Annotated in this window: 14 protein-coding genes and 1 tRNA gene; 5 read left to right on the top strand and 10 right to left on the bottom strand. The window is 69.2% G+C overall.

The window, feature by feature from the left end:
- Positions 1–13 precede the first annotated feature (13 nt).
- The 5 genes from Q9R27_RS10510 to Q9R27_RS10490 are packed head-to-tail and all read right to left on the bottom strand — an operon-like array spanning position 14 to position 5,536.
- Complete coding sequence (locus tag Q9R27_RS10510; protein WP_311252333.1) at positions 14–1,486, bottom strand: penicillin-binding protein 2; 1,473 nt, start codon at positions 1,484–1,486, stop codon at positions 14–16.
- Positions 1,483–2,865 (bottom strand): FtsW/RodA/SpoVE family cell cycle protein, encoded by a 1,383-nt coding sequence (locus Q9R27_RS10505; protein ID WP_311252332.1) that lies wholly within the window; start codon positions 2,863–2,865, stop codon positions 1,483–1,485. The genes Q9R27_RS10510 and Q9R27_RS10505 overlap by 4 nt, the downstream gene beginning before the upstream one ends.
- A gap of 10 nt (positions 2,866–2,875) precedes the next feature.
- Positions 2,876–4,357 (bottom strand): protein phosphatase 2C domain-containing protein, encoded by a 1,482-nt coding sequence (locus tag Q9R27_RS10500; RefSeq protein ID WP_311252331.1) that lies wholly within the window; start codon positions 4,355–4,357, stop codon positions 2,876–2,878.
- Position 4,358: 1 nt separating this feature from the next.
- Complete coding sequence (locus Q9R27_RS10495; protein WP_311252330.1) at positions 4,359–4,829, bottom strand: FHA domain-containing protein; 471 nt, start codon at positions 4,827–4,829, stop codon at positions 4,359–4,361.
- A complete protein-coding gene (locus Q9R27_RS10490) occupies positions 4,826–5,536 on the bottom strand; it encodes a DUF3662 and FHA domain-containing protein (RefSeq protein WP_311252329.1) in 711 nt (236 codons plus the stop codon). The genes Q9R27_RS10495 and Q9R27_RS10490 overlap by 4 nt, the downstream gene beginning before the upstream one ends.
- Before the next feature lie 201 nt (positions 5,537–5,737).
- On the opposite strand from Q9R27_RS10490, the gene Q9R27_RS10485 reads away from it, so the two are divergent.
- The 4 genes from Q9R27_RS10485 to Q9R27_RS10470 all read left to right on the top strand — a co-directional run bounded on the left by Q9R27_RS10485 (position 5,738) and on the right by Q9R27_RS10470 (position 8,375).
- Positions 5,738–5,821 (top strand) — tRNA-Leu (locus Q9R27_RS10485).
- 236 nt (positions 5,822–6,057) lie between these two features.
- Entirely contained in the window at positions 6,058–6,567 is a 510-nt protein-coding gene (locus tag Q9R27_RS10480) for a SigE family RNA polymerase sigma factor (RefSeq protein ID WP_311252328.1), read from the top strand.
- Positions 6,564–7,838, top strand: a complete 1,275-nt coding sequence (locus Q9R27_RS10475) for a hypothetical protein (RefSeq protein WP_311252327.1) — start codon at positions 6,564–6,566, stop codon at positions 7,836–7,838. The genes Q9R27_RS10480 and Q9R27_RS10475 overlap by 4 nt, the downstream gene beginning before the upstream one ends.
- 84 nt (positions 7,839–7,922) lie before the next feature.
- Positions 7,923–8,375, top strand: coding sequence for a VanZ family protein (locus tag Q9R27_RS10470; RefSeq protein ID WP_311252326.1), 453 nt, complete (start codon positions 7,923–7,925; stop codon positions 8,373–8,375).
- On the opposite strand, the gene Q9R27_RS10465 is transcribed toward Q9R27_RS10470, so the two are convergent.
- Both Q9R27_RS10465 and Q9R27_RS10460 read right to left on the bottom strand, forming a co-directional pair.
- A complete protein-coding gene (locus tag Q9R27_RS10465; RefSeq protein ID WP_311252325.1) occupies positions 8,311–8,715 on the bottom strand; it encodes a hypothetical protein in 405 nt (134 codons plus the stop codon). The genes Q9R27_RS10470 and Q9R27_RS10465 overlap by 65 nt on opposite strands.
- 4 nt (positions 8,716–8,719) lie before the next feature.
- Positions 8,720–9,088 (bottom strand): hypothetical protein, encoded by a 369-nt coding sequence (locus Q9R27_RS10460; protein ID WP_311252324.1) that lies wholly within the window; start codon positions 9,086–9,088, stop codon positions 8,720–8,722.
- A 19-nt stretch (positions 9,089–9,107) separates the two neighbouring features.
- Here Q9R27_RS10460 and Q9R27_RS10455 point away from each other — a divergent pair, with 19 nt between their 5' ends.
- The gene (locus Q9R27_RS10455) at positions 9,108–9,764 is read left to right on the top strand and encodes a hypothetical protein (protein WP_311252323.1); all 657 of its coding nucleotides are present in this window, start codon (positions 9,108–9,110) and stop codon (positions 9,762–9,764) included.
- Here the strand turns inward: Q9R27_RS10455 and Q9R27_RS10450 are convergent.
- The 3 genes from Q9R27_RS10450 to Q9R27_RS10440 are packed head-to-tail and all read right to left on the bottom strand — an operon-like array spanning position 9,754 to position 11,929.
- The gene (locus Q9R27_RS10450) at positions 9,754–10,224 is read right to left on the bottom strand and encodes an SRPBCC family protein (RefSeq protein ID WP_311252322.1); all 471 of its coding nucleotides are present in this window, start codon (positions 10,222–10,224) and stop codon (positions 9,754–9,756) included. The two genes, Q9R27_RS10455 and Q9R27_RS10450, sit on opposite strands and share 11 nt — an antisense overlap.
- 11 nt (positions 10,225–10,235) lie before the next feature.
- Positions 10,236–10,349: a methionine/alanine import family NSS transporter small subunit gene (locus Q9R27_RS10445; RefSeq protein ID WP_311252321.1), complete on the bottom strand. Its 114-nt coding sequence runs from the start codon at positions 10,347–10,349 to the stop codon at positions 10,236–10,238.
- Positions 10,346–11,929 (bottom strand): sodium-dependent transporter, encoded by a 1,584-nt coding sequence (locus Q9R27_RS10440; RefSeq protein ID WP_311252320.1) that lies wholly within the window; start codon positions 11,927–11,929, stop codon positions 10,346–10,348. Before Q9R27_RS10440 ends, Q9R27_RS10445 begins: the two co-directional genes overlap by 4 nt.
- Positions 11,930–12,013: the final 84 nt, after the last annotated feature.

The raw sequence follows: 12,013 nt of genomic DNA, 5'->3' as shown, positions 1-12,013 counted from the left end.
TCCACAGCAGGCATCAGTCAATCACTGCTTCCATGACATCCTTGGCGATCGGTCCGGCGAGTGCACCACCGGCGATCTGGGAGTTGCTAAGGTTCACCTTCTCCAGCATCACCGCAACGGCCACGGAGCGGCCGTCGATGGTGGCATAGGAGACGAACCACGCGTAGTTGTTGCAGGCGTCGCAGCCCTCGGCGGTGCCGGTCTTGGCGCCCACCTCGACACCGGGGATCCGGGCCACCTTGGCCGTGCCGCGCTCGGCGGTGTTGACCATCATCTTGCGCAGCTCGCGCGCGGTGTCGGAGGAGACCGCCTCGGAGAGCTCCCTGGGCTCGGCCTTGTCCAGCACGTCCAGGTCGGGCGAGTTCACCTCGTCCACGACGTACGGCTTCATCACCACGCCGTTGTTGACGATCCCGGCCACCACCATGGCCATCTGGATCGGCGTGGAGCGGACCTCGAACTGCCCCATCCCGGTCATCGCGGTCTGGGCATCGTCCAGGTCGGTGGGATAGGTGCTCTTCAGCTGGTTGGGCAGGTCGGTCAGCGCCGTACTGTTGAACCCGAACGCCTCGGCCTGGGCACGCATCTTGTCCTGGCCGAGTTCGTTGGCCAGCGCCAGGAAGGTGGTGTTGCAGGAGTTCTCCATCGCCTGGGTGAGCGGGATCTTGTCGCTGCCACAGTTGCGCCCGCCGTTGCCGATCGAAGTGGTCGTGTGCGGCAGGGTGTACGACGAACCGCCCGGCACCAGCGCCTCGGAGTCATAGTTCCCGGTCTCGATCGCGGCAGCCGCGGTGACCAGCTTGAAGACCGACCCGGGGGGCAGGTCGCGGCGGATCGCGCGGTTCTCCAGCGGCCGCTCGGGGTCGTCGCTGAGCGCCTTGGAGACCTTGTCCACGGCACCCAGGTCGTGCGAGGCGAGCTCGTTGGGGTCGAAGCTCGGCGAGGAGACCATCGCCAGGATCTTCCCGGTGTCCGGCTCGATGGCCACCACGGCACCCTGCACGTTGTCGCCGAGCTGCGGGTTCTCGAAGAGCCCGCGGTACGCCGCCTGCTGGGCGTCCTCGTCAATGGTGAGCTTGACCGAGCCGCCCTTGGGGGAGGCGTTGTTGACCAGGTCGACCAGGCGGGAGACGAAGAGGCGGTCGTCCTCCCCGGAGAGCACGCCGTTCTGGGTCCGCTCGATCCCGGTCTGGTTGTAGAACGAGAAGTAGCCGGTCAGATGCGCATACATCAACGGCTCGGCGTACTGGCGCTGGAACTCGTACTTGTCGTCGGAGGGCACCGACTCGGCGATCGGGGTCCGGCCGACCAGGATGGCGCCGCGTTCGCGGGAGAACGCTGCCTCGACGACGCGGCGGTTCTCCGGGAACTGTGCGGCATCGTTGTAGTCGGACGCCTTGAAGTACTGCACATAGGTGACGTTGCCGAGCAGCGCCAGGAAGAGCAGCAGGCAGAAGATCGACAGGGTGCGGATCGGCTTGTTCATCGCAGGCTCACCACCTGGGTGTCCTCCGAGGAGGACGATGCCTCGGTGTCGGCCGACAGGTCGGGCACCGGGCGCCGGGCCTGGTCGGAGATGCGCAGCAGCAAGGCGATGATCACCCAGTTCGCCACCAGCGACGAGCCGCCGTAGGAGAGGAACGGGGTGGTCAGGCCGGTCAGCGGGATCAGCTTGGTGACCCCTCCGATCACGACGAAGACCTGCAGCGCCAGCACCACGGCAAGACCGGAGGCGACCAGTTTGCCGAAGGCGTCACGGCAGACCAGGGCGGTGCGCAGGCCGCGCTCCACGATCAGGCCATAGAGCACGATCACCGCCATCAGCCCGGTCAGGCCCAGTTCCTCGCCGAGCGCGCCGACGATGAAGTCGGACTCCGCGAACGGGATCCGGAACGGGCTGCCCTGGCCCAGGCCACGACCGAGCATGCCGCCCCACGCCATGCCGAAGAGCGATTCACCGATCTGGTTGCCGGAGCCGTAGAAGTCGTCGAACGGGTCCAGCCAGGCGTCGACGCGGACCTGTACGTGGGAGAAGGCACGCCAACCGAGCAGGGCACCGACGGCGAAGAGCGATCCGCCGACCACGAGCCAGCCGGGCCGCTCGGTCGCGACGTAGAGCATGGTCAGGAAGATGCCGAAGAAGAGCAGGGATGAGCCCAGGTCGCGCTGGAAGACCAGGATCGCGAGGCTGAGCAGCCACATCGCCAGGATCGGGCCCAGGTCACGGCCGCGGGGCAGGTCGACGAAGAGGATCCGTCGCCCGGCCAGGGCCAGCGCGTCGCGGTGCACCACCAGATAGCCGGCAAAGGCGATGACCAGGAGAACCTTGGCGACCTCGCCGGGCTGCATCCCGACCGGGCCGAGGTTGATCCAGATCCGGGCGCCGTTCTTGGTCACGCCGATCAGCGGCATCATCGGCATCAGCAGCAGCACGATCGCGGCCAGGCCGCAGGTGTAGGTGAATCGCTGCAGGATGCGGTGGTCGCGGAGCAGGACCAGGGTGCCGATGAAGAGGGCGACGCCGACCGACATCCAGACCAGCTGCTTCTGGGCGAAGGAGGTGCCGTCGGCCAGGTCGAGGCGGTAGATCGCGGCCAGGCCGAGCCCGTTGAGCGCGGCCACGACCGGCAACAGCACCGGATCGGCGTACGGCGCGAAGAAGCGGACCACGACGTGGCTGGTGATGGTCAGCAGGGCCAGCCAGCCGCCGTACCCGATGATGTTGGTCGGCACCTCGCCGTCGACTCCCAGGCCCACCGCGGCGTAGGCGCCGATGCCGACGGCCAGGGCGAGGATCAGGAGGAACAGCTCCGCGCCCCGGCGACGCCGGTGCACGAAGCCCAGGAAGCTGTTCGACTGCGTCATGGGCGCTGGATCACCTGCAGTCCGGGTCGACGTCTGCAGGCTCGGTCGGCTCGTCGGGGCTGGCGGGCTCGCTCGGGCTGGGCAGGGCCGCGACGCCACCGGCAGCATCGTTCTCGCCGGCCATCGCGCCGGCGGAGCTGGAGTCCGACGGGTCGGTGGCGTCCGGGCCGGGCTCCTCGACCGGGTCGCACTCGGTCAACTGGCCGCCATAGTTGCGCACGGTACGCCGCGCATCCTCCAGGCTGTCGGTGTCGATGCCCTCGCGGACCATCTGTGCGTCGTAGTCGCTGAGCCGGTCCAGGAGGACGTTCGAGACTTCGTGCGGACGGCTGAGCTCGATGCCGGGGATCTTGGCGTCGATGCCGCGGAAGATGGTGACCTTGCCGTCGTGCTCGGCGACGTAGTACTGCCGCTGGGTCCAGGCATAGCCCAGCCCGAGCACGCCGAGCAGGAGGCCGATCAGCAGCAGGAAGAAGCCGAGCAGGCGCAGCCAGGTCAGGCGGCCGGGGGGGCGGGGCGCATAGCGCGCGACCTCGGGGTCGATCGGGTCGGTCGGGATCGCCCACGGGACCTCGGCATTGATCTCGTCCGGGACCGGCTCCAGTTCGCCGGTGTCGCCGGAGCGGTGGCCGCGGAAGCGGCCTCCCATCGTCGACCAGCCCGAGGACTTGCGGGGCAGGTCCGCCGCGGCGCCGACCAGGAGGGGGGCGGGATTGGCAGGGGCGTCGGCGTCCTCGGCCAGGACGTCGGCGACGATGCAGGTGACGTTGTCGGTGCTGCCTGCCTCCAGGCTGGCGCGGACCAGCTCCACGGCAGCGAAGTCGGGGTTGCCGGTGGCCAGGATGTCGGCGATGTGGGTGGCGTCCAGGACCCCGCAGGCGCCGTCACTGCACAGGAAGAGGCGGTCGCCGGCGGTCAGTTCCACGTGGAAGAGGTCCGGCTCGGTGTCGTGGACCCCGTCGACCGCCTTGAGGATCAGGTTGCGGTGTGGGTGGGTGCGCGACTCCTCCTCGGTGATCCGGCCCTCGTCGACCAGCGACTGGACGAAGGTGTGGTCCTTGGTCAGCTGGGTGAGCTCGCCGTCGCGGTAGAGGTAGGCACGGGAGTCGCCGACGTGGCCGACCGCGATCTCGCGACCGTCGAAGAGCGCCACGGTTGCCGTCGTACTGGTCCCGTTGAGGCCCGGGTCCTCCTCGACCAGTTCCCCGATCCGGTCGTGGGCGCGGTGCAGGGCGCCGGCGACCAGGCCGAGGGTGTCGTCACCGGGGCGGGCGTCGATGCGACGCAACTGCTGGACGGTGGTGGCCGACGCGATGTCACCGCGGGCGGCGCCGCCGACGCCATCACAGACGGTGAGCAGCCACGGGCCGGCGTACCCGGAGTCCTGGTTGTCCTTGCGGACCCGGCCGACGTCGGAGAGTGCCGCGAAGTCCAGTCGCAGCAGCGGGCCGTGGTCCGCGGTGGTCTCGTTGTCCGGGGTGCCGTCGGTCATGTCACTTCCTCAGCTCGAGGATGGTCTTGCCGATCCGCACCTGGGTGCCGAGCGCGATCGTGGTGGGCTGGGTGATCCGGGCCTGGCCGACGTACGTGCCGTTGGTGGAGCCGAGGTCCTCGACGAACCAGTGCTCGCCCGAGGCCGCGATCCGCGCGTGGCGGGTGGAGACGTAGTCGTCATCGAGCTTGATCGCTGCGTCCGAGCCGCGCCCGATCAGGATCGGCGCCCCGCCCAGGTCCGCCCGGGCGCCGGCATTGGCGCCCTCGGTGACCAGCACGTGGGTGGGGGACCCGCGGCGCTTCGTCGGCGGCTTGGCCGGCTTCTGCCCGCGCGTGGCGGGCCGGCCCGCCGGGGTCGGGATCCGCGCGCCGAACATGTCGGTGCGGATCACGCTGATCGCGGAGAGGACGAAGATCCACAGGATCGCCAGATAGGCGAAGCGGATCAGGAAGAGGGTCAGTTCGCTCATCCGTCGGCCTCCACGACGTGCATGGTCAGGGTGGTGTTGCCGATCTTCACCGTCGAGCCGTTGTAGAGGCGCGAGTCGGGGACCTTGTGGCCGTCGACGAGCATCCCGTTGGTCGAGCCCAGGTCGCGGACGCTGACGTCAGGGGTGCCATCGGCGCGGGGCTGGACCCGGAACTCGGCATGGCGGCGGCTGATCCCGGGGTCATTGATCCGCAGGCCGGCGTCGTTGCCGCGGCCGACGACCAGGCCGGGTGGGTTGAGCGGGTGGCGTACGCCGTTGACCTCCAGGACCAGGGTGGCGCGGCCGACCTGGGTCTCGGTGGCGTTGGTGGTCACCTTGGCCTGGGCCTTGGAGCGGACCCGGAAGCGCCCGGTGGTGAGGTCCTCGCCCTCGGCGAACTCGATCTTCACCGGGCCGGGGAAGACATAGCTCTGCTCGTCGGCGTGCTCACGCAGGGCGTTGGTCAGCTCACCCTCGAGGGCGGTGTCATAGGGGGAGAGGCGGGCCAGGTCGGTCGGGCTGAGCTCGACGTGGAAGAAGTTGGGGACCAGGCGCCGGTCGCGGCTGAGGATCTGGGAGTTGTTGTCGACCTCGCGCTGCAGGGCGGCGGAGATCTCGACGGGCTGTACGGCGCTGCGGAACGCGCGCGCGAAGACGCCGGAGATCATCTGCTCGAGCTTGTTCTCGAAGCGCTGCAGTCCACTCATCCGTCGTCTCCTTCCCTTGCTCGTCGCGCGTATTCATCGGAGTGCTCACCGCATCCAACCCTGTGCAGGAGACCACGGCAAACCCCGCCGCCACATGCTGGCGGCTGCGGTGATCGTATCCGCCCACCGGTGGTCGGGGTGCGGAACGGCACCGCGGTTTGGGTGATTGATCGATGCTGGGATAACCTTGGCCCGCTTCACGCGCGAGTGGCGGAATAGGCAGACGCGCACGGTTCAGGTCCGTGTGTCCGAAAGGACGTGGGGGTTCAACTCCCCCCTCGCGCACAACAGCCCCAAGTCTTCGGACTTGGGGCTTTGTGTATTTCGGTTTGGGGTACGCCGACGCTTGGGATGTCGTTTGCAGTCACCTGGTGACAGCAGGCGACACGTCAACCGGCCAGCGCCGCGGAGCGCGTGCAACCCGATCCGCCTCGCTTGCGTGTAGCAGGGGACGGAGGTGCACGATGAATCGCACGACCACATCGACTCCCGGGCACGCCGGGAGCAGGGCAGGAGGCTCGATGGCAGCCGAGGATCCCGCATTCGCGGAGTGGCTGGCCGCACGCCAGGGCACGCTGCTGCGCACGGCGTACCTGGTCTGCGGCGACCGGCACACGGCCGAGGACCTGGCCCAGACCGCGGCCGCGAAGCTCTACTTGGCCTGGGACCGGATCAGCGCCCGCGGCAACGTGGACGCCTACGCCCGCCGGGTGATCATCAACGAGCACAACTCGCTGTGGCGCCGGCCGTGGAAGAAGCGCGAGGTCGTCGCCGACGAACTGCCCGAGCATGGGTACGTCGACCACCAGCGCGCCCCGGACGAGGTGGCGGCGGTGTGGACCGCCGTACGGGCCCTGCCGCCGAGGCAACGCGCCGTGGTGGTGCTCCGCTATTACGAGGACCTGAGCGAGGCGGAGATCGCCGAGACGCTCGACGTCTCCGCCGGCACCGTCAAGAGCCAGGCCAGCCGCGCGCTGGCCACCCTGCGTGATCGATTGGGATCCGCCTTCGACCTGGAGGACCTGGCATGAACAACCCTGCCGAGCGCAAGCTCACCCACGCACTGCAGGCCAGCAGCGACGCGATGGCCGACGCCCACCTCGACCTGGGGGCGGTCCACGACCAGGCCCACGCGATCCGGCGCCGCCGTCGGATCGGCGCCGGCCTCGGTGCGGCCGCACTGGTCGCCGCGATCGCGATCCCGGTGACCCTGATCAGCCAGGACTTCGGCAACCAGGGCGCCCCGGCGCCGGCGACCTCGACGAGTCCGTCGCCCGCCGACCCGACCACCCCGAGCGAGTCGGAGACGTCCCCGCCCGAGACCCCCGAGACGCCCGACGATCCGAACGCCGTCGCCGCCGCGCTGGAGCAGCTCCCGCTCGGCGACGGGCCACAGGTCGCCCACGTGGTCGACGGGACCTGGCACAACGCCGACGGCACCACGCTCACGCTTCCGAGCACGGACGCCCAGGTCGTCGGCGCTGCCTGGTATCACGGCGGACCGCTCCTGGTCACCAACGAGGGGGAGATCGCCGGCTCCACGCTGAGCCAGTACGACGCCAGCGGCGCCCAGGTCTGGCAAGTCGAGGGCAACCCCCGGATCGCGATCAGCAACGAGGGCACCCGCCTGGCCTGGTGGCAGACCGATGCCGACGGCAACGGCGAGATCCATGCCGGCATCGCCAGCGGCATGGGGGAGGGCGAAGCCGTGCAGGAGACCGGTGACGCCACCTATGTCACCCCGATCGGCTTCGCCAACACCGGAGAACTCGTCTACATGGCGGCCATCGACGAAGGACCGGTCGTCATGGCCACCGACTTCGAGGGCGAGCCGACCCGGGTCAACACGCTGGTCAGCGCCTCCGGGGTCGACGGCGTGAACAACCGGGTCGCTGGCGAACTCGGCTCCGGTGAGGGCACCACGGGCGCCGTGATCGACCTGGCCAGCAACGAGCCGCTGTGGTCCAAGCCCGGCTGGCACCTGGGTGCGTTCAGTCCGGACGGTCGCTACGTGGTCGGGTTCAAGGGCGACGTCGACCCGGCCCCGATCGCGATCCTCGATGCGGAGACCGGTGACGTGGTCGCGGAGTTCGACCTGCTCACCGACCACGGGGTCGGCTATTCGTTCGACACCGGCGTGGTCTGGGAGGACGACTCCACCCTCCTGGTCTTCACCTATGTCTGGGCTGGCACCGATGCCGAGGACCACCCCGGCGTGCTGCTCCGCCTCGCGGCCGACGGGTCCGTGGAGCGCGCCTCGGAGGTGGGCAGCGCGTTCTGGGTCTTCGCACCGCGTCCCTGAGGGTTGCCGTGTCGTCCACTGTCACCCGGTGACAGCAACCGACACGGCAACCACCGCAACCGGGCGGCTGGGAGGATGGACGACATGCGCCGCTTCCTCCTGGCCGCCTTCGCGGTCTACGTTGCCGTGGCGGCGTACCTCGTCTTCTGGCCGCAACCCGACACCCCCGGCGGTGCGGTCGCCAGCGTTAGCGACCTCTTCGCGTGGCTCGGGCTGGACGGGTTCGGACCGGTCCAGGTGGAGATCGCCCTCAACGTGCTCCTCTTCGTCCCGCTCACCGTGCTCGGTGCGGTGCTGTGGCCGCAGGTGCGCGCCTGGCAGTGGGTGGTGATCGCGATGGTGGCGACGCTGGCCATCGAGTCCACCCAGTACGTCGCCCTGCCGGGCCGCTCCGCGACCGTCAGCGACCTGATTGCGAACACCTCCGGGGCGATCCTGGGGCTCGCGCCGGGGATCTGGCTGCGCGCCTGGCTCAGTCGGCGGTCGTGGTGGCCGGCGCCGGACGGGGCTGCTTCCACAGCCAGAGCAGGCCGATGACCGGCAGCACCAGCGGCACGAATCCATAGCCGGAGCCGAAGTCGGACCAGACGGTCTGGTCCGGGAAGAGGTCCGGGTCGGCCACGCTCAGCGCCCCCACCCCGAGCACGCCGACCATCTCGATCGAGATCGCGGTCCAGGCCACCGCGGTTGCCCGCGGACCGCGATAGCGCAGGGCGATCGTGGCGATCAGGTAGACCACCGCGGCGAAGGCGGAGAGCAGGTAGGCGACCGGCGCCTCGTCGTACTTCGTGGCCAACTGGACCGCCGACCGGGCGCCGGCCGCCACCGCGAAGACGGCGTACACGGCGATCAGCACCTGGCGCCCGACAGACCTCACCGGATCACCACGTCTGCTGGAGGCGGAGCAGCAGCACCGCCATCGTCACGGCGGCGATCGCGACCACCCACAGGCTCGGTGGCTCGACCGCCTCCTGGTCCTCGTCGGGCACCCGGGTGAGCAGGATCAGCGGCACGCCCACCACGGCGATCGCATAGCCGGCGCTGATCCAGACCTCGTCAGGCTGATGGCCCTGGAGCAGCTTGAGCCCGGCGACCAGTGCGATCACCGCACCGGCGGCGTGGGCGACCTTCATCCCGTGCCGGGTGATCGGCTCCAGCGGCGCCATCGCCGCGGAGCTGGCCGCGGTCACGGCCAGCACGGCGATCACACCGGCGAAGGTGATGACGACGATCGTGAAGAGCCAGGACACGTCGGGCAGACTATCGCGCGTGTCCTCCAAGCCCCGCCTCTGGCCGTTCGTCGTCGCGGCGTTCCTGCTGGTGATGATCAACCTGCCGCTGGCCCACATGACGTGGAACAACCACCGGCTGGACACGCACGGCATCGAGGGCGTCGGCCAGGTGAGCGCCACGAAGCAGATCGGCGAGAAGCGGTTCGTCACCTTCCACCTCGACGACGGGGCGGGTGCCGGTGGGGCGGAGGAGAAGACCTACACCGTCGAGGTGACGCCCGAGGCATTCCAGCGGGCCGAGCGCGACGAGACGATCGCCATCGTCTACCTGCCCGACGACCCCGGGACCAACCGCGCGCTCGCCCAGGTGCCGACCGGTTCGCTGCCCTGGTGGCTCACCGGGATGGCGAACCTGGCGGTCCTGGTCATGGTGGTGCTGATGCTCTGGTCGCGACGCCACGCGATGCTGGTGCTGGAGGCGACCGAGGACGTGACCCGGTGCAAGCCGGACGACACGGTGCTCGAACTGGGTGGGGAGCTGTTCCTGGTCCGCGGCGACATCCTCGAGATCCACGACGACTACATCGTGCTCCAGGCCAACAGCGACCAGGTCAAGGTGATCCTCGGCGAGCACCACAACCCGGTCGGTCACCAGCAGCCTGCGCAGGTGCGCGGGCGCAAGGTCAGCCGCTGATCCCGGCCAGCACCACCGGGTCCTCGCAGGCCCGACCGAAGGCGGCGACCCGGGCCCGGATCTCCCGACCCAACAGCCACTGCCCGATCGGCTCGGCGATGAAGCGGAGCCAGGTGGGCCGGATGCGGTAGGTGTACTTCCACACCGCCTCGGTCCCGCCGTCGACGGCGTTGAACCGCCAGCCACCGCCAAAGGTGGCGAAGAACCAGGGCCCGTCGACCATGGTCATCCCGACACTCGTCGGCGGCCGGTACGACGTGTAGCGGCTCACCATGCTCGGCCCGACGCGGGCGCGGGTGAAGGTGCGCACTCCCTTGGCTGGCGCGGTGGCACCGTCGAGGAAGTGTTGGCTCCGGATGAACGGGTCCCAGCGCATCCGCAGGGCGCCGGTGGTCTGCGAGACCGCGAAGGCGGTGTCGGGATCTACGGGTACGACGACCCGGGCGGTGACCTGCGGCATGCCGGAGTCCTTCAGTCGTCCTCATCGGCGACAGCTGACCTGCTCAGGTTGACCAGGGCCAGGGCCAGGCCGCCCCAGGCCACCAGGATCGCGACGATCATCATCACCACGGCTGCGGCGCTCATCGGTTTGCCTCTTCGGTCGGAGTTGCGGAAGTGCTCGATGCGGGATCCGGCGCGGCCGGGGGGAGCTCCATGCTGGTCTCCGGTCGCCACTTGACCAGTGACGCCAGGACGCCGAGCACGATCACCGCGCCGGCGATTCCCCAGCCGAAGGTGTTCAGCATCCAGGACGGATGCCCGCCGTAGGGCTCGTCGATGGTGGCCCGGAACTCATCGACCAGGACGAAGCCCAGGGAAAGTGGGGTGACCACGGCGACCAGCACCGTCCACCAGCCCTTGACCGAGACCGAGCCGTAGCGGTCCAGGTGCTCGGTGAAGACGGGCAGGGCGCGCACCACCCAGGCCAGGACGACCATGGAGACGACGGCAACGAAGAGGATGCCGAACTTGTTGATGAAGTTGTCCGCGATGTCGAGGACGTGGAGCGCACTGCTGGTGGAGAAGAAGAAGATGCTCACCACGGCGGCGGGGGCGCAGACGGCCAGTGTGGCGCCGATCCGGGTCATCTCGAACTTGTCGCGGATCGCCGAGATCACCACCTCCAGGATGCTGACCAGGGAGGTGAACCCGGCCAGGATCAGGGACCCGAAGAAGAGGATCCCGATCAGCGCTCCGGCAGGGGCCTCGTTGATGATCGTGGGGAAGGCGACGAAGGCCAGTCCGATGCCGCCGTCGGCGACCTTGTCCACGGCGACTCCCTGGGCCTGGGCCATGAAGCCCAGCGCGGAGAAGACGCCGATCCCGCAGAGGATCTCGAAGCTCGAGTTGGCGAATCCGACGACCAGCCCGGAGCCGGTCATGTCGGTCTTCTTCCCGACGTACGACGAATAGGTGATCATGATGCCGAAGCCGATCGAGAGCGAGAAGAAGATCTGGCTGTACGCCGCCGCCCACACGCTCGTGTGGCCCAGCGCTGACCAGTTCGGGGTGAACAGTGCGTCCAGGCCGCTCATCGCGCCGTCGAGGGTCAGCGCGGTGACCACCAGGATCAGGAACGCCGCGATCAGGACCGGGATGAAGACCACCGAGGTGGCGCCGACGCCCTTCTGGACGCCGAGTGCCATCACCAGCAGCGTTGCCGCCCAGACGATGCCGAGGGGGACCAGCAAGCCGGGGATGAAGTCAAGCGTGATGCCGTCGCTGGCCGGGGTGCCCTGGAGGAACTTCTCCCCGAAGAACGCATTGGGGTCGGCGCCCCACTCCTTGTCGACCGAGAACAGCGTGTAGCGCAGGGCCCAGGCCAGGATCGCGGCGTAATAGACGGCGATCACGAAGCAGATCCCCACCTGCCACCAGCCGAGCCACTCGGTGCCCTTCTTCATCCGGCGGAAGGCCAGCGGTGCCGAGCCGCGGGTGCGGTGGCCCAGGGCGTAGTCGAGGAGCAGGAACGGGATGCCCGCAGTGAGCAGGGCGATCAGGTAGGGGAGGATGAACGCCCCGCCACCGTTCTCATAGGCGACATAGGGGAAGCGCCAGATGTTCCCCAGCCCGACCGCGGATCCGATCGCGGCGAAGATGAACACCTTGCGCGAGGAGAATGCCCCTCGCCGCTGCTCCGTCGACAGCACTTCGCGCGAGCTCACGTCACGTCCTTTCTCCCGGCAAGCACGGTCTGCGCCGCCGTTCGGCATGCCTGCCCGGTAATGGTGGCCGGGCCCAACTTGCCC

It is taken from the genome of Nocardioides sp. AE5 (assembly GCF_031844485.1).
Taxonomy (GTDB): Bacteria; Actinomycetota; Actinomycetes; order Propionibacteriales; family Nocardioidaceae; genus Nocardioides.
Note: the sequence above shows the minus strand (reverse complement) of the source record. Positions and strands in the feature narration are given on the sequence as shown.